Annotated in this window: 14 protein-coding genes; 7 read left to right on the top strand and 7 right to left on the bottom strand. The window is 70.4% G+C overall.

Annotated elements, in window-relative coordinates; genetic code table 11:
• Positions 1 to 151: 151 nt before the first annotated feature.
• The 3 genes from MRBLWH7_RS17900 to MRBLWH7_RS17890 all read right to left on the bottom strand — a co-directional run bounded on the left by MRBLWH7_RS17900 (position 152) and on the right by MRBLWH7_RS17890 (position 5,166).
• On the bottom strand, positions 152 to 2,794 hold the full coding sequence (locus MRBLWH7_RS17900; RefSeq protein WP_341996950.1) for a carbohydrate-binding protein: 2,643 nt from the start codon (positions 2,792 to 2,794) through the stop codon (positions 152 to 154).
• 387 nt (positions 2,795 to 3,181) lie between these two features.
• Complete coding sequence (locus tag MRBLWH7_RS17895; RefSeq protein WP_341996948.1) at positions 3,182 to 4,798, bottom strand: cation acetate symporter; 1,617 nt, start codon at positions 4,796 to 4,798, stop codon at positions 3,182 to 3,184.
• Positions 4,798 to 5,166, bottom strand: a complete 369-nt coding sequence (locus MRBLWH7_RS17890; RefSeq protein ID WP_341996946.1) for a DUF485 domain-containing protein — start codon at positions 5,164 to 5,166, stop codon at positions 4,798 to 4,800. Before MRBLWH7_RS17890 ends, MRBLWH7_RS17895 begins: the two co-directional genes overlap by 1 nt.
• Before the next feature lie 182 nt (positions 5,167 to 5,348).
• On the opposite strand from MRBLWH7_RS17890, the gene MRBLWH7_RS17885 reads away from it, so the two are divergent.
• From MRBLWH7_RS17885 to MRBLWH7_RS17870, 4 genes are read left to right on the top strand one after another with little or no spacing between them, the layout of a single operon-like run.
• Positions 5,349 to 6,581, top strand: a complete 1,233-nt coding sequence (locus tag MRBLWH7_RS17885) for a histidine kinase (protein WP_341996944.1) — start codon at positions 5,349 to 5,351, stop codon at positions 6,579 to 6,581.
• Entirely contained in the window at positions 6,578 to 7,321 is a 744-nt protein-coding gene (locus MRBLWH7_RS17880; RefSeq protein ID WP_341996942.1) for a LytTR family DNA-binding domain-containing protein, read from the top strand. The genes MRBLWH7_RS17885 and MRBLWH7_RS17880 overlap by 4 nt, the downstream gene beginning before the upstream one ends.
• Positions 7,318 to 7,731, top strand: a complete 414-nt coding sequence (locus tag MRBLWH7_RS17875) for a hypothetical protein (RefSeq protein WP_341996940.1) — start codon at positions 7,318 to 7,320, stop codon at positions 7,729 to 7,731. Before MRBLWH7_RS17880 ends, MRBLWH7_RS17875 begins: the two co-directional genes overlap by 4 nt.
• Positions 7,728 to 9,209, top strand: a complete 1,482-nt coding sequence (locus tag MRBLWH7_RS17870; protein WP_341996938.1) for a cation acetate symporter — start codon at positions 7,728 to 7,730, stop codon at positions 9,207 to 9,209. The genes MRBLWH7_RS17875 and MRBLWH7_RS17870 overlap by 4 nt, the downstream gene beginning before the upstream one ends.
• Before the next feature lie 31 nt (positions 9,210 to 9,240).
• Here the strand turns inward: MRBLWH7_RS17870 and MRBLWH7_RS17865 are convergent, their stop codons facing one another.
• Positions 9,241 to 11,040, bottom strand: a complete 1,800-nt coding sequence (locus tag MRBLWH7_RS17865; protein WP_341996936.1) for a DUF2207 domain-containing protein — start codon at positions 11,038 to 11,040, stop codon at positions 9,241 to 9,243.
• A gap of 42 nt (positions 11,041 to 11,082) precedes the next feature.
• Here MRBLWH7_RS17865 and MRBLWH7_RS17860 point away from each other — a divergent pair, with 42 nt between their 5' ends.
• On the top strand, positions 11,083 to 11,523 hold the full coding sequence (locus tag MRBLWH7_RS17860) for a MarR family transcriptional regulator (RefSeq protein WP_341996934.1): 441 nt from the start codon (positions 11,083 to 11,085) through the stop codon (positions 11,521 to 11,523).
• Positions 11,524 to 11,542: 19 nt separating this feature from the next.
• Here MRBLWH7_RS17860 and MRBLWH7_RS17855 read toward each other — a convergent pair whose 3' ends face one another.
• Together MRBLWH7_RS17855 and MRBLWH7_RS17850 are read right to left on the bottom strand one after the other, a co-directional pair.
• Entirely contained in the window at positions 11,543 to 12,277 is a 735-nt protein-coding gene (locus MRBLWH7_RS17855; RefSeq protein ID WP_341996932.1) for an ABC transporter permease, read from the bottom strand.
• Entirely contained in the window at positions 12,274 to 13,098 is an 825-nt protein-coding gene (locus tag MRBLWH7_RS17850) for an ABC transporter ATP-binding protein (RefSeq protein WP_341996931.1), read from the bottom strand. The genes MRBLWH7_RS17855 and MRBLWH7_RS17850 overlap by 4 nt, the downstream gene beginning before the upstream one ends.
• A gap of 159 nt (positions 13,099 to 13,257) precedes the next feature.
• Between MRBLWH7_RS17850 and MRBLWH7_RS17845 the strand changes: the two genes are divergently transcribed.
• Entirely contained in the window at positions 13,258 to 13,842 is a 585-nt protein-coding gene (locus tag MRBLWH7_RS17845) for a thymidine kinase (protein ID WP_341996929.1), read from the top strand.
• A gap of 58 nt (positions 13,843 to 13,900) precedes the next feature.
• Here the strand turns inward: MRBLWH7_RS17845 and MRBLWH7_RS17840 are convergent, their stop codons facing one another.
• A complete protein-coding gene (locus tag MRBLWH7_RS17840; protein WP_341996927.1) occupies positions 13,901 to 14,353 on the bottom strand; it encodes an Hsp20/alpha crystallin family protein in 453 nt (150 codons plus the stop codon).
• A gap of 485 nt (positions 14,354 to 14,838) precedes the next feature.
• On the opposite strand from MRBLWH7_RS17840, the gene MRBLWH7_RS17835 reads away from it, so the two are divergent.
• The gene (locus MRBLWH7_RS17835; RefSeq protein ID WP_341996925.1) at positions 14,839 to 15,741 is read left to right on the top strand and encodes a hypothetical protein; all 903 of its coding nucleotides are present in this window, start codon (positions 14,839 to 14,841) and stop codon (positions 15,739 to 15,741) included.
• The last annotated feature ends 16 nt before the right edge of the window (positions 15,742 to 15,757 follow it).

Here is a 15,757-nt window from a genome sequence, read left to right as displayed (position 1 = left end):
TGTTCACACTGTACACATCTGGATGCCGCGGTCAAGAGGCCTCGGATCACGCCGCCCGCCCGGTCCGGCGCGCCGCCCGGCTGCGCGTTGCCCGAGAGCGGATGCCGGCGGCCGCATCGGCCGCCGGCATCCGCCGTTCAACGCACGAGCGTCAACCCAGGCTCTCCCACGGGCCGTTCTTCTTCGCGCCAGGCTCCTCGCCGCGCGTCCACCAGGAGGCGCGCCACAGGCTGCCGCCGGACGACACGATGTCGCCGGTGTCGAAAATGCGCGACGCGGTCCAGACGGCCACTCCCGTCGGGGTGGCGGCAACCTCCTGCCACGGGCCGTTCTTCTTTCCTCCGGGCTGCTGGCCCTGCGTCCACCAGGTCGCGACCCACACGGCGCCGTCCGACGTCACGACGTCGCCCTTCTGGTACACGGCCTTCGCCGACCACGCCTCCGGGTCGTCGGCCGAGGCGTCGTCCCCGACCACGATCCCGCGGCCGTTCGTCGCGAGGTAGACGCGGCCGAACACGTCGGGGTCGCCCTCGATGTCGGCGCCGATGGACCCGAACTGGTGCTGGTCGTCGTTGATGCGCACCCACGTCGCACCGCCATCGACCGACCGGTACACGCCGCGCACGCCGTCACGCGACGCGGCGGTGTAGATCGCCGGACTGGTCGCACCGGGTGCCGCCTTGCCGAAACCGACCGTGTCGGCCTCGTCGAAGCCGGTCGTCGCGGTCCAGGTGGTGCCCCCGTCGGTGGAGTGCCACAGCCCGTAGACACCGCCCTTGTCGGAGCCGCCCGCGAGCCACACGTCGCCGATCATGCCCGGCGTCGCGCCGAATCGCACCTGGCCCTCGGCGGGGAGAGTGCCGGACGACACCGGTGCGAACGTCGCGCCCGCGTCGGTGGAGCGGTAGAACACGCCGCCCGCGAACGCGTACACGCGCGACGGGTCGACGCGGTCGCTCTCCACGCGCGCGCGCACCGGCAGACCGGCCACCTCCGCGTACGTGACGCCGCCGTCCGACGACTGGCGCGCGGCCACGCCGTCGGGCGCCCACACGATGCTCGTTCCGTCGGCGTTCACGGTGACGGTGCCCGGCCCCGTCGCGCCCTCGGCCGCGGGAGAGCTCGTCCACGTCGCGCCGGAATCGGCGGATGCCGCCACCAGGCGCGCGCCGCTCCCGTCGAAGCCTGCGCGCACGATCACGGCGGGGGCGAGGCCCGCGGCATCCACACTGGTTCCGCCGCCGAAGTACGGCGAACGGTAGCTCTGCGGAATCGTGCCGAGGTCATCGTGGACGAAGCCGCCGAGGTCCCCGAGCGCCGATACGACGTCGACATCGCCGGCGGGAGCGACGAGGTCCAGGACCGCGGTCTCTTCGATGCCGAACGCCTCCGGCGTCAGGTGGATCGTGCCGCCGGGCTGGTCCCACGCGGTGAGGTCCTCGCTGCGGTAGATCGTCGCGCCGGTGCCGTACATGAGCTCGTCCGAGTTGAACGGGTCGATCTCGAGCGCAGACACCATCCAGCCGAGCTTCGGCGAGGGCTCGGACTGCGGCACTGGCGGCGCCGCCTCCCTGCCGAACGTCAGCCACGGCACGTCGTCGACGGACTGCACGTAGCGGGTGGTGATGGTGGTTCCCCCCTCAGCGGTGGTCGTGTACTCCCAGATCGGGCTCCACGTCGCGCCGCGGTCGGTCGAGCGGAAGATCAGGATGTCGGGCCACCACTGGATCTGCGAGACCACCATGATCGTGTCGGGGTCGGACTTGTCGACGGTGAGTCCGCCGAAGCCGAAGTCGACGTTCGCCAGTGGGCGGTATTCGGGCGTGATGTTCGTCCACGTCCCGTCGTCCAGGCCGTAGCGCCACACCTCACCGTCCGACCCGTCGTAAGGGCCGGCTGTGTTGCTCGTCGTCAGGTACAGGAACCGCCCTTCCTCGTCGATCACGCCGTGGTGCGGCAGGAAGCCCTTCGGCGCGCCGGCCACCGGCTGCCAGGTCTCGCCCGCGTCATCGGAGCGGTAGAGGATGTCGTCGGTGTCGGCCACGGCCGTGAAGACGGTGCGCGAAGGCTCCCCGGCATCCGCGCCCGCCGTGTCGAACGTGGTCCACAGCACGCCGAGGTTCTGCATGAGGTACGAGTTGCCCGAGGCGGCATCCGGAATGAAGTCGCCGGCGTTGGGGAACGCGTCGACCTTGGTGAACGTGACGCCTGCGTCGGTCGAGCGCCACAGCCCTTGACCGGATTCGGCGCCGTAGTACAGCACGTCGGGGTCGCTCGGGTCGATCTGCAGGCGCTCGCCGATACCGCGACCGGGCATGTTGCCGCCGACCTTGAACGGGAGCGGGCTGGCCTGCCAGGTCGCGCCGTAGTCGTCCGAGCGCAGGATCGCGCCGTTGGACGGGTCCCACTCGTTCGTGTACGAGCCGGCCGCGACATAGACGCGGCTGGTGTCGACCGGGTCGGTGGCCAGGCTCAGCACACCGAGCCTGTTCCAGTCGTCCCACCCGACGTGGTCGAGCAGCGGAACCCACTCGTCGGTGTCGCGGTCGAGCCGGTATGCGCCGCCGATATCCGTGCGCGCATACACGAGCCCGGGCTCGGTCTGGTTGTAGACGATGCCCGGCACGTACCCACCGCCGGCGATGGCCGCGTTCGACCACTCGTAGTCGGGGATCGATGCGGCATCGCCGGCGTCGGTGGGACTCGAGGCAGCGGTCGCCGGGACGGCGACCGCGAGGGGGAGGATGACGCCGGCCGCGGCGACAAGCCCGACCACTGAACGTCTGAATCTCACGGTGAAACACTCCTGTCGTGTTCGGTGAGGGTCGTCTTCGACCCGGTCGAGACATGCCCGACCGATCGAGAGCGTATCGAAGCGCTTCGAATCTGTCGAGGGTCGATGTCCCGGATTGTCGGCGGCGAAGATGGATCGGCCCCCATCGACCCGATGCCGGCGCCACAGACGGTGGTGTCGCGCTCGGACAGCTCGCCGCTCCCAGGCAATCGATCACGGAAACATAACAACGAGCCCTTGTCAGCGTTACCTGGCCGTTATAGAGTGTTGGCACGGTAGTTGTTTTGCTGTGGCAGCTACCGGCATGTGATTGCAGGACACTCTTGGTGCAAGGGACAAGGGCCGGTCGGTAGCCTCTCCGACCGGCCCTTACTCTTGCCCTCTGCGCTAGTGGCTGACCGCCTTCTCGGCCCCGATGCCGGTGAGCGAGCGCACCTCCATCTCGGACTGCTTCTTCGGGTCCTCCGGGGTCTTGTCGAGCACGCTCACGATCCAGCCGAGGAAGAACGCCAGCGGGATCGAGATGATGCCCGGGTTCGACAGCGGGAACCACGCGAAGTCGATCGCGTCGGTCTTCAGCATCGACGTCTCGGAGCCCGAGACGACCGGCGAGAACGCGATGAGCAGGATCGCCGAGGCGAGCCCGCCGTACATGCTCCACAGCGCGCCCTTCGTCGTGAACCGCTTCCAGAACAGCGAGTAGACGATGGTCGGCAGGTTCGCGGAGGCCGCGACCGCGAACGCCAGCGCGACGAGGAACGCGACGTTCTGGCCGTTCGCCCCGATGCCGCCGATGATCGCGACGATGCCGATGATGACCACCGTGCGACGCGCGACCTTGACCTCGGCGCCCGGCTCAGGCTTGCCCTTCTTCACGACCGACGCGTAGATGTCGTGCGCGAACGACGCCGCCGCCGTGATCGTGAGGCCGGCGACGACCGCGAGGATCGTCGCGAACGCGATCGCCGAGATGAGGCCGAGCAGGAGCGGACCGCCGAGCGAGAACGCGAGCAGCGGAGCAGCCGAGTTCGGGCCACCGGGGGCCGCGGCGATGACGGCCGGGCCGACGAGCGCGGCGGCGCCGTAGCCGAGCACGAGCGTGAAGACGTAGAAGATGCCGATCAGCCAGATCGCCCACACCACCGACTTGCGCGCCTCCTTCGCCGTGGGCACGGTGTAGAAGCGCATCAGCACGTGGGGCAGCGCCGCGGTGCCGAGAACCAGCGCGAGCCCGAGCGATAGGAAGTCGATCTTCGAGGTGTCTGACACGCCGTACTTGAGGCCCGGGTCCAGGATCGCCGGGTTCTCGGCGACCGCCACGGCCTTGTCGAGCAGCGCCGAGAAGTCGAAGCCGTTGAGAGCGAGCACCCACACCGTCATCACGCCGGCACCCGCGATGAGCAGCACCGCCTTGATGATCTGCACCCACGTCGTGCCCTTCATGCCGCCGATGAGCACATAGAGGATCATCAGCGCGCCGACCACCGTGATGACCACGGCCTGGCCGAGCTGGTCGCCGATGCCGAGCAGCAGCGACACCAGGCCACCGGCGCCCGCCATCTGCGCGAGCAGGTAGAAGAAGCACACGACGAGGGTCGTGGTCGCCGCCGCGATGCGCACCGGGCGCTGCTTGAGACGGAACGACAGCACGTCGGCCATCGTGAACTTGCCGGTGTTGCGCAGCAGCTCCGCCACGAGGAGGAGCGCCACGAGCCACGCGACGAGGAAGCCGATCGAGTACAGGAACCCGTCGTAGCCCGTCATCGCGATCGCGCCGACGATGCCCAGGAACGACGCCGCCGACAGATAGTCGCCCGCGATCGCGGAGCCGTTCTGGCCGCCCGTGAACGAGCGCCCCGCGGCGTAATAGTCGGCCGCGGTCTTGTTGTTCCGGCTGGCCCGGAACACGATCACCATCGTGACCGCGACGAACGCGCCGAAGATGGCGATGTTGAGCCAGGGCTCACCGGGTGAGGTGGTCGCCGCTTCCGTGAACTGCCGCATCAGCGCGCCTCCCCTGCGTTCGCGAACTCGCCCGTCTCGATCTCGTCCCGGATCTCCTCCGCGAGCGGGTCGAGGCGCTTGTTGGCGTAGTGGACGTACCAGGTCGTCACCGCGAAGGTGGTGACGACCTGCGCCATACCGAGGACCATCGCGATGTTGACGCTGCCGAACACCCGGATCGACATGAAGTCGTGCGCGTAGCTGGCAAGCAGCACGTAGGCGAAGTACCAGGCCAGGCACGCGCCCAGCACCGGGAACACGAAGCTCCGATGCGTGCGCCGGAGCCGTTGGAATTCAGGTGATGCTTGGACGGCGCCGTACTCGACCTCTGCGAGGTTCGTCGCGGCGCTGGGGGCCTCGTTGCCCATGGGCGTCTCTCCTTCGAGGGGGTTTCGGCGCGTCCGTCGGCCGCGCCTCTGCGTTGACAGTGCGACCATGCTCGTCTTCGGGCGGGGGGCCCGGCGGGCGTCGCCGTTCGTCGTCGGTGAGCGGCGTCGACGGTGCGACGAACGGCGGCGGCCCGACGACGAACGACGGCTACGCTGGCCGCATGCCCGAGTCGATGCTGCTCGCCGCTGCCGCCGGCATTCTCGCCGGGGCACTCGCGGTCGGCGTCGTCATCCTGCTGCGGCGCATCGTGGTGGCATCGAAGGAGCTCGGCACCGACGTCGAGCAGGCGACCTATCAGACGCTCCACCTCGCAAGCCGCGCCGCGAAGCACCTGCGCGGCGGCATCGCCGAAGGCGACGCGACCCGCGCGGGACGTCACCTCAAGGCTCTCCTCGGCTGCGAGACGCTCGCGCTCGTCGACCCGTCGGGCCACGTCACCGTCGAGGGCGACGACGCGGTGCGCGATGTGGCCGGCCGGCTGGCCGCGGAGGCCCGCGCGTCGGGTCGCCCCCAGATGCAGCGCCGGGCCCGGATCGGCGAACGGGAGACGGACGCTGTCGCCGCACCGATCCTCGCGGGCGGCGTGTCCGCCGGGGCCATCGTCGCGTTCGCGCCGCGCGTGCGGGCCGGGCTCGTGCGCGCGACCGGGGAGGTGGCGGACTGGGTCGCCGCCCAGGTCGAGCTCGGCGAGCTCGATGCCTCGCGGGCCGCGCTCGCCGAGGCCGAGGTGCGGGCGCTCCGCGCCCAGATCAGCCCGCACTTCATCTACAACTCGCTCAACGCCATCGCCTCGTTCATCAACACCGACCCCGCGAAGGCACGCGACCTCGTGCTCGAGTTCGCCGACTTCACGCGGTACTCCTTCCGCCGGCACGGCGACTTCACCACCGTCGCCGAGGAGCTTCGCTCGATCGACAGCTACCTCAAGCTCGAGCGGGCGCGGTTCGGCGACCGCCTGAAGGTGACGCTGCAGATCGCCCCCGAGGTGCTGTCGACGGTCGTGCCGTTCCTGTCGATCCAGCCGCTCGTCGAGAACGCGGTGCGCCACGGGCTCGAGGGCAAGGAGGGCGGCGGACGCATCACGATCGAGGCATCCGATCAGGGGGCGTTCGCCGAAATCAGCGTCGAGGACGACGGCGTCGGCATCGACCCGGTCGTGCTCGAGCGCGCCCTCGCCGGTGGCGCGCCAGGCGAGCACGTGGGCCTGCGCAACGTCGACGCCCGGCTCCGGCAGGTCTACGGCGATGAGCACGGGCTCGTCGTCGAGACGAACGTCGGTGCGGGCACGCTGGTGCGGATGCGCGTGCCGAAGTCGCAGCCGGGCCGGGTGGCGGCATCGACGGGCCGCTCGACGGGGACCCTCGAGCGCCCAGAGGGGAGGCGCGAACCGTGATCTCCGTCCTGATCGCCGACGATGAGCAGCCCGCGATCGACGAGCTCGCATTCCTGCTCGGGCAGGACCCGCGGATCGGCATCATCCACCAGGCGTCGTCGGGCGCCGAGGCAATCCGGCTGCTCACGCGGGAGAGCGTCGACGCCGCGTTCCTCGACATCCACATGCCGGGCCTCACCGGGTTCGACCTCGCGCGCGCCCTCCAGCGGTTCGAGCGGCGACCGGCCCTCGTCTTTGTGACCGCCGACGAGGAGAGCGCGCTCGAGGCGTTCGACCTCGCGGCGGTCGACTACCTGCTGAAGCCGGTGCGCACGGAGCGGCTGCACCGCTCGATCACGCGCGTCATCGAGGCGATGAAAGCGCAGGCTGCGCCCGCGACGGATGCCGCCGCCGCCGCTCGAGCGGAGCGCATCGCCGTCACGCTCGGCGGGACGACGCGCATGATCCGCCGCGACGAGGTTCGGTACGTGCAGGCTCAGGGCGATTACGCGCGCCTCCACACCGAGGAGGCCAGCTATCTCGTGCGGGTGCCGATGTCTGACCTCGAGCGGCAGTGGGCCGACGCGTTCGTGCGCATCCACCGCTCGTACCTCGTCGCGATCCCGCACCTCGCCCGGCTGCGCCTCGGCGGCGACCATCCCAGCGTCACCGTCGGCGGGGCCGAGCTGCCCGTCAGCCGGCGGTGCCTGCCGGCGCTGCGCGAGCGGCTCGAGTCCGCGACGATCAGGCCGCGCGCATGACCACGAGCGACGGAGACGCCTCGCCGGACGGGCACCTGCCCGCCCCGGGCCGGGTGCGCGTGACCGCTCCGCGCGCGGGCTCGGCCGCAGCATCCGTCCGCTCCGCATCGCCGCAGGCGGACCGCGCGCCCACGAGCGACATCGCCGGCGTGTACGTGCGCTCGCTCATCCGTTCGCAGCTGCGGCTCGGAATCGTGTTCGCCCTCGGGTTCGTGGTCGCCACCGCGCTGTTCGTGCTCGCGATCGCGCTCGTGCCCCAGCTCGACACGACGTTCGTCCTCGGCGTGCCACTGTCGTGGCTGCTGCTGGGGGCGGGCGTGTACCCGCTCGCCATCACCGTCGGCGGGCTGTACGTGCGCGCGGCGTCGCGCAACGAGGCGCGGTACCGGGCGCTCGCGGAGGACGAGTGAACGCCGCCATAGGGTACTTCGCGATCGCCGGCGTGGCGGTGGCGTCGGCGCTCATCGGCTTCTACGGGCTGCGCGTCTCGCGCACGACCAGCGACTTCTACGTGGCCAGCCGCACGGTGCGGCCGTGGTGGAACGCGTCGGCGATCGGCGGCGAGTACCTGTCGGCGGCGTCGTTCCTCGGGATCGCCGGGCTCATCCTGCTCACAGGATCGCCGGCGCTCTGGTTCCCGATCGGGTACACCGCCGGGTACCTCATGCTGCTCCTGTTCGTGGCCGCGCCGCTGCGCCGCTCGGGCGCGTACACGATCCCCGACTTCACCGAGGCGCGCCTCGAGTCGCTGTGGGCGCGGCGCGTGACGAGCACGCTCGTGATCGTCATCGGGTGGTTCTACATCGTGCCGCAGCTGCAGGGCGCGGCCCTCACCGTGCGCATCACGACCGGTCTCCCGGAGTGGGTGGGGTCGCTCGCCGTCGCGGTCATCGTCGCGGTGATCGTCGCCGCCGGCGGGATGCGCTCGATCACGTTCGTGCAGGCGTTCCAGTTCTGGCTCAAGCTCACGGCCCTCGCGGTCCCGGTGGTCGCGATCCTGCTCCTCCTCGGCGACGTGCAGCCCGCGCTGCCGCCGGTCGAGGCATTCCCGCCGAGCGCAGGCCCCGGCGATCTCGAGGTCTACCGCACGGTGTCGCTCATGGTGGCGCTGCTGCTCGGCACCCTCGGACTCCCCCACGTGCTCGTGCGGTTCTACACGAACCCCGATGGCGTCGCCGCGCGCCGCACGACGGTCATCGTGCTCGTGCTGCTCTCGGTGTTCTACCTGTTCCCCACCGCATTCGGATTCCTCGGGCGCGCCTTCGCGCCCGAGCTGGCAGCCTCGGGCGACGCCGATGCGCTCATCCTGCTGCTTCCCGGGCGGCTGATCTCCGGGCCGCTCGGCGACGTGCTGACCGCGCTCGTCATCGCGGGCGCGTTCGCGGCGTTCCTCTCCACATCGTCCGGCCTCGTCGTGTCGCTCGCCGGCGTCATCAGCCAGGACCTGCTCGGCGGCAGCGTGCGGGGCTTTCGCATCGCGGCGGTGCTCTCGTCGTTCGTGCCGCTGGTCGTGGCACTCGCCACGGAGCCTGCGGGGCTCGCGGGCAGCGTGGGCCTGGTGTTCGCGTTCACCGCGTCGACCCTGTGCCCCGTGCTCCTGCTCGGCATCTGGTGGCGCGGGCTCACGGCGCGGGGCGCGGTCGCCGGCATGCTCAGCGGCGCGGTGCTTTCCGGCGTCGCGATCCTGGGCGGCGGGCTCGTCTCGGCAGCGCTCCCCGCCCTCCGGCCGTTCCTCGAGCAGCCCGCCGCGTGGACCGTCCCGGTCGCGGTGCTCATGACCGTGCTCGTCTCGCTCGGCGATCGCCGCGGCATCCCGCGCGGCACGGACCGGTTCCTCACACGGTTGCACGTGCCCGAGCAGACCGCTGGGACCGGCCGGGAAGTCTGAACGCACCACCCGGGGCATGTGGCAGCATCGGTCAGACGCCGCCGCCTCCGCCTCCTCCGCCCCCGCCACCCGCGGAGCCGCCCCCCGACGACCCTCCCGACGAGGACGACGAGGAGGCCGACGTCGACAGGTTCGAGATCCCGGCCGAGAATGCCGCCGCGTGGAACCCGCTCGATCCCGCGTACCAGCTGGGCGAGTTGCCCGCCCCGTACAGCACGGCCAGCTCCTCGGCCCACTTCTTCTCCTGGCCGAACACGACCGCGTAGGGCAGCAGGGTCTCGTACAGCTTCAGCTTCACGCGCGGGTCGGAGACGTCGACGTACACCCGCTCTGCGCCCTGCGGCGACTGCAGCATGCGGATGCGGTCGGCCTCGGCCCATTCGATGAACTGCTTCAGCCCGAGCAGGTGGTCGCGCGTCTCGGCGCCGGCGGCGGTCAGCGGCTTGCGCGACACCATGCCGGCGACGAGGAGTGTCACGAGTGTCGCAGCGGCGATGAGCAGGATCGGCACCCACGGCGTCACGTAGCGCACCAGCGCGCCGATGCCGAAGAGCAGCACCAGCACATCGCAGACGATCGCGATGGCGATGGGCCACGCGCGTGCGCTCACCGGCACCTTCCGCCGCAGGCCCCGTGAGGAGAGCTCCGCGGACGCCGCCTTCAGCACCTTCTGCGCCGTCGTCGAGAACCTCGTGTCGCTGCGGCCGAACTCGAACTCCTCGCCCGGCATGCCCATGGGGAAGAGGCCGGGCAGCAGCATCCGTCCGTCCCCGTCGGCGAGTGTCGGGTCCACGAGCACGGCCTTCAGCTTCGTGCCGCCGAACCACCTGGGCGGGCCTTCCTCGATACGGATGCTGCCCACCACCGCCTGCTCGAGCACCTCGGCCGGGATCGCCTTTGTGGTGCGGCCGAGCAGCACGGCGCTCTCGAGGGCGTCGATCCCGCGCGGCGGCGTGTACTCGGCGATGATGACGGGCCGGCCGGGCTCGTCGCGGAGGTGGCGCCGTCGTGTGACGGCGGCGAGCACGACCGCGGTGCCGAGCCCGAGCACCGCGGTGCCGCTCTGCAGCCAGCCCCACGGCGACGAGAGGAATCCCGGGTCGAACTGGATGAACGTCTCGGGCTCGAACCCGATCGCGATGGTCATCGTCTGGTACGGCTGGACGTTCTCGGCCGCGGCGACGACCGATCCGTCGGCATCGGCGATCGGGCAGGTCTGGGTCGAGCCCTGGTAGCCGACATAGCAGGACTGCGCCCCGGTGCGCGCGTCGGTGAGGTCGTCGGGCATGATCACGCGCGCGGTGATGCGGCCGAACGGCTGCGGCCAGTCGACGCCGTTGACGTCCCAGTAGAACTCGTCCGCGCCGGTGTCGGCGAAGTACCGCGTCACGTTCTCGAGCGTGTAGGTGAAGACATACGTCTGGCGGCCGTGCACGTAGTCATCGGCGCGGGAGGTCATCGAGTAGGAGCCGTCCTCGGACTCCGTCTCCTCGGCACGGGGCGCGCCGGTCTCGTCGGTGATCGAGACGAGCTCGGGGTGCAGCGGTGCGCCCTGATAGTTGTCGGGGATGATGCGCCGCATGCCCCGGTTCTGGTCGAACTCGGGGAAGAGCGCCACGAACGTCTCGACGACGGTCAGGGTGCTCGTGCCGTCCTCGGCGCGACCGAGCTGGTACTCGACGTCGAGGCTCTCGAACGAGAAGTCGTCGACGCCCGCGTGCGCCGGAGCAGGGTCGAGGCCGCTGAACGCCAAGGCTGCCAGCACGGCGAGCACCACACCCACGACTCCGAGACGACGCGTGCGCGACGACGCGACTGCAGAAGACCCCATGGGGCCAGCCTAGGGTCGGCGCGAGGCTCTAATCTGGACGCTATGACCGATCGCCGTCTCGCCATCGACGCGTGGGAGAGTCTGTTCCGCGCGCAGCACGAGGTGTTCGGCGACATCAACGACGACTTCGACGACGAGACGCTGAGCCAGGCCGAGTACGACGTGCTCCTCACGGTGACCCGCGCCGACGACCTGACGGCGCGCCTGCGCGACGTCACCGCGAACATGCTGATCAGCCAGCCGAGCGTCTCGCGCCTGGTCGACCGCATGGTCACGCGCGGCCTGCTCACCAAGTGCGCCGACCCCGACGACGGGCGCGGGGCGCTCGTGCACGCGACGGATGCCGGGGCGTCGCTCTTCCGCCGCATCGCCAGTGCCCACGGCAAGGCCATCGCCGAGCGCATGTCGCTCCTGTCGGACGACGAGCTCTGCCAGCTCCGCGACCTCACCGCCAAGCTGCGCAAGAGGCAGACCAGCGGCTGACGTCGGTCCCCGGCCCGGGCTAAGGGGTGCGCCGCCGCAACGTGAGCGACGCGAGGATCAGCGCGCCCACCGCGAACGCGACCACGATGAGCAGAGGCCCGAACACCTCCCAGCCCTCATCGCCGTCGGTGACCGCGTTGATGGTGTCGATGGCGTAGCTGAGCGGGAGGATCTTCGAGATCTGGTACAGCGCCTCGGGCATGTCCTCGCGGGGCATGAAGAGGCCGCCCAGGATGATCTGCGGGAACACGATCAGCGGCATGAACTGCACCGCCTGGAACTCGGTGCGCGCGAAGGCGCTCGCGAGAAGGCCCAGCGCGGTGCCGAGGATCGCATCCACGACCGCGACGAGGCCGAGCTGCCACAGCGGCCCGTCGACTTCGAGACCGCACACCCACACCGCGAAGGTCACCGTGACGACGGCCTGCAGCGTCGCCATGAGCCCGAAGGCGAGCCCGTACCCGACGATGAAGTCGGCCTTCGCGATCGGCGTCGTCATGAGCCGCTCGAGCGTTCCCGACCGGCGCTCGCGGAGCGTCGTGATCGAGGTGATCAGGAACATGACGATGAACGGGAACAGCGCGAGGATCGGCCCGCCGAACTGGTCGAACACACCCTCCTGGTCGCTGAACAACCACGCGAACAGGCCCACGAGCAGGCTCGGTGCCACGAGCATGAGCGCGATCGAGCGCGGGTCGTGGCTGAGCTGGCGCAGCACCCGCCCCGCCGTCGCGAGGGTCAGGACGCCGTTCACGATCCGCTCCCGTGGTGGGGGTGCTCCGCGTGCTCGGCCTGTTCGCGCGCTTCGCGGCGGGTGAGCGGATGCTGCGCCTCTGCCTCCGTCTGAGCGCGCGCGTCACGCTCGATGAGCGTGAGGAACGCAGCATCCGGATCCGTCGTCCCGGTGTCGGCGAAAAGGCCGTCGGGTGTCGTGTCGGCGATGATGCGGCCCGCGCGCATGAGAACGAGGCGGTCGCAGCGGAGCGCTTCGTCCATGACGTGGCTCGAGACGATCAGCGTCGCCCCGGCGTCGGCGAGGCTGCGGAAGACCTCCCACAGCTCTGCGCGCAGCAGCGGGTCGAGGCCGACGGTGGGCTCGTCGAGCACGAGCAGCTCGGGAACGCCCAGCATCGCGACGGCGAGGGAGACGCGGCTCTCCTGTCCGCCGGAGAGCGAGTCGATCGTCTGGTCGCGCTGGTCGGCCAGGCCCACCTGCTCGATGACGCGATCGACGTCGGCCCGGGGCGCGTCGACGAGCCGTGCGAAGTAGCGCAGGTTCTGCTGGATCGTGAGGTCGCCGTAGACCGACGCGGCCTGAGTGTCGTACGCCACCCGTCTGCGCAGCGCGCGCGAGCCCGCGGGCTCGCCGAGCACCGTCACGTCGCCGCCCGCCACCTTCTGCACGCCCACGATCGCGCGCATCAGCGTGGTCTTGCCGCACCCCGACGGGCCGAGCAGCCCGGTGACCTGCCCGCGCGGGATGTCGAGATCGAGTCCGGTGAACACCTCGGTCCTCCCACGGCGGACGTGCAGACCACGCACGCTCACCGCATCCGCCCCCGCATCGTTCGTCACGAGACGAATAGTGCTCTCCCTCCTCCGCGCCGTCAACGAGCCGCGCGGTGGTGGTGATCACCAGCGGTCGGGCTCCACGGCACGACGACGGCCAGCCGGCATCCCTGCTGACGGTCCGGGGTCGGGTGGTTCGATCCCAGGCGGACGTAGTCTGACGCCATGCACACGCGCACGCAGGCAAGGCTGCAGGTCGTCGTCGGCCCGATGTTCGCTGGAAAGTCGGAGGAGCTGCTGCGCCGCGTCCGCCGCGCGCGCATCGCCGGGCTCGAGGTCGAGGTGGTGAGCCACGCCCTCGACGACCGCCGGGGCGAGGGACTCGTGAGCTCGCACTCGGGGTTGAGCGTGCCGTCGCGGTCCGTGCCCGACGTCGCCTCCCTGGTCGCCGGGGTTCAGGGCCGCGGCCTCGACCTCGTCGCCATAGACGAGGCGCAGTTCTTCGGCACCGACCTCGTCCCCGCCGTCGACGAGCTGGTCGCCGGAGGGGTGACGGTGGTGGTGTCGGGGCTGTGCATCACGTTCGACGGCCGGCCGTTCGAGCCGCTGCCGGCGCTGATGGCGATGGCCGAGGATGTGCTGAAGCTCACCGCGGTGTGCGCGGTGTGCGGGGAGGACGCCGCCTTCCACCAGCGCATCGCCGGGGTTCCCACCGGCGATGCCGGTGTCCCGACGCCCGCGCACGTCGGAGGGATCGAGTCCTACCAGGCCCGCTGCCGCAGGCACTTCACGGGAACCGCCCGACCGTAGACGAAAGAACGGATGCCTCGCCGCTGCGTCGGCGGGAGGCATCCGTTCTGAAGTGGCCCTACTGCTCGATCGGCTGCGGGGCGTCGGACTCGTGCGCAGTGATCGTGGGCGCCCCACCCTCGGACATGACCTGAATCTTGCGCGGCTTCGCCCTCTCGCTGACCGGGATCGTCACGCTCAGCACGCCGTTGTCGTAGCTCGCCGAGATGCGCTCGGTGTCGACGCCCTGGCCGAGGTTCAGCTGGCGCAGGAAGCTGGCCGCCTCGCGCTCACGTGTGATCCACTTGACGTCGTCGCCGCTCGTCAGCGTGCGCTCCGCGCGGATGGTGAGCAGCTGTCCGTCGACATCGATGTCGACCGAGCCCGGGTCGATGCCCGGAAGGTCGGCCGTCAGGACGTAGTGATCGCCGTCGCGGTACAGGTCCATCGGCATACGGCGCGGGCCGCGGCGCGCGTCGAAGAGACCGGCAGCAAGGCGGTCGAGGTCCCGGAACGGGTCGTAAGTGGCCATGGTTATCTCCTCTCGTTTCGGGGTTGAGTCGTATCGGCTCAACTACGTCCAGATTAGCACTCTCGGGTGCCGAGTGCTAAGTGGTTGCCCGTTCGCCCTGAACGAACGCCCGCCAGCCTTCGCCGACGTCGCCGTCTCCCCAAACCCTCGGGGGCCGCAACACGCGGAATCGCCGTGCGCACGCCGCGCGTTGCGGCCCCCGAAGCGGGAAGGCTTCCGTCGATGACCTCGCGTCCCGGACTCGGGGGCCGCAACACGCGGAATCATCGCGTCCACTCCGCGTGTTGCGGCCCTCGAGGTTCCTGTGCGAGCCGAGTGCAGTTCCTCCACAGGGGGACCCCCTGACTGCGCGCTGAACAGATGGGCGCCTGTGGGCGAGCACGGGCACGGGGACGAGGCAGCCTCATCAGATGTCCGCACGCCCTTCGCCGCTGCCTCAACACCTCGGCCGAGCATTCGCGGTCCGCGAAGCTCGAGCGGCGGGCGTGTCATCGGGACGCCTGCAGGCCGGCGACCTGGATGCGCCGTTCCACGGCGCGCGACAGACCGCCGAGGATCCTGCTCGCGACGACGACCTCTCCATCGACGACATCTGGCGGCACGCAGAGCTGCGCAGAATCCGCGCCTACGCCTGTGTGATGCGACCGCGCGTCTTCCTGGCCGGTCGGACGGCGGGCGTGCATCTCGGCTTGTCGATCAGGCCGGGCGCCCTCCTCGAAGTGGGCGGCTTCGCTCCCGCGCACGCACCTCGAGGCAGAGGTGTGCGAGGCATCAAGATCGCACCGCACCTGGTGAACATCCGCGAGCACGCCGGAGTGCGCACCGCGGATGCGGCGTCGACGTGGGCGATGCTCGGCGCGGAGCTGAGTGTCCGGGAACTCGTCGCCCTCGGGGACGAGATCGTCCGCATTCCCCGAGATCGACGGGGGACACCCGTGCCGAGCGGCCGGATGGGCACGATCGACGAGCTCGCGGCGATCGTCGCAGCCGGAAGACGCCGGGGCATCGGACGGCTTCAAGAAGCCCTTCCGCTCATCCGCGTCGGGAGCGCGTCGCCTCTCGAGACGGACTTCCGATTGGATGCCGCAGCCGGTGGGCTTACCTCGCCCGAGCTCGATGTCGAGATCCGCGATCGTCGAGGAAGCCTTCTCGGTATCACCGAGATCGTGTTCCCGAAGTATCGCACCGCCGTCGAGATCGAGGGCGACCACCATCGCACCGACCGCAGGCAGTGGAACCGCGACATCGACAAGTACGCCGCATACGCGGCGGAAGGGTGGGAAGTCGTGAGGCTGACCTCCGCTCATGTGCGCGGCGCGGATCGACCCGGTGTCGGCATCGTGCGATCTGTGCTGCTACGACGGGGATGGAACACGACGATGGCGTGACCGCGGCGCGGCCGGA

The organism is Microbacterium sp. LWH7-1.2 (genome assembly GCF_038397755.1).
Classification (GTDB): domain Bacteria; phylum Actinomycetota; class Actinomycetes; order Actinomycetales; family Microbacteriaceae; genus Microbacterium.
Note: the sequence above shows the minus strand (reverse complement) of the source record. Positions and strands in the feature narration are given on the sequence as shown.

Bases quoted from the DNA above. Each gene is read 5' to 3' on its own strand.
- MRBLWH7_RS17895 (WP_341996948.1), bottom strand. From the start codon at position 4,798: ATGCGGCAGTTCACGGAAGCGGCGACCACCTCACCCGGTGAGCCCTGG.
- MRBLWH7_RS17890 (WP_341996946.1), bottom strand. From the start codon at position 5,166: ATGGGCAACGAGGCCCCCAGCGCCGCGACGAACCTCGCAGAGGTCGAG.
- MRBLWH7_RS17885 (WP_341996944.1), top strand. From the start codon at position 5,349: ATGCCCGAGTCGATGCTGCTCGCCGCTGCCGCCGGCATTCTCGCCGGG.
- MRBLWH7_RS17875 (WP_341996940.1), top strand. From the start codon at position 7,318: ATGACCACGAGCGACGGAGACGCCTCGCCGGACGGGCACCTGCCCGCC.
- MRBLWH7_RS17865 (WP_341996936.1), bottom strand. From the start codon at position 11,040: ATGGGGTCTTCTGCAGTCGCGTCGTCGCGCACGCGTCGTCTCGGAGTC.
- MRBLWH7_RS17860 (WP_341996934.1), top strand. From the start codon at position 11,083: ATGACCGATCGCCGTCTCGCCATCGACGCGTGGGAGAGTCTGTTCCGC.
- MRBLWH7_RS17845 (WP_341996929.1), top strand. From the start codon at position 13,258: ATGCACACGCGCACGCAGGCAAGGCTGCAGGTCGTCGTCGGCCCGATG.
- MRBLWH7_RS17840 (WP_341996927.1), bottom strand. From the start codon at position 14,353: ATGGCCACTTACGACCCGTTCCGGGACCTCGACCGCCTTGCTGCCGGT.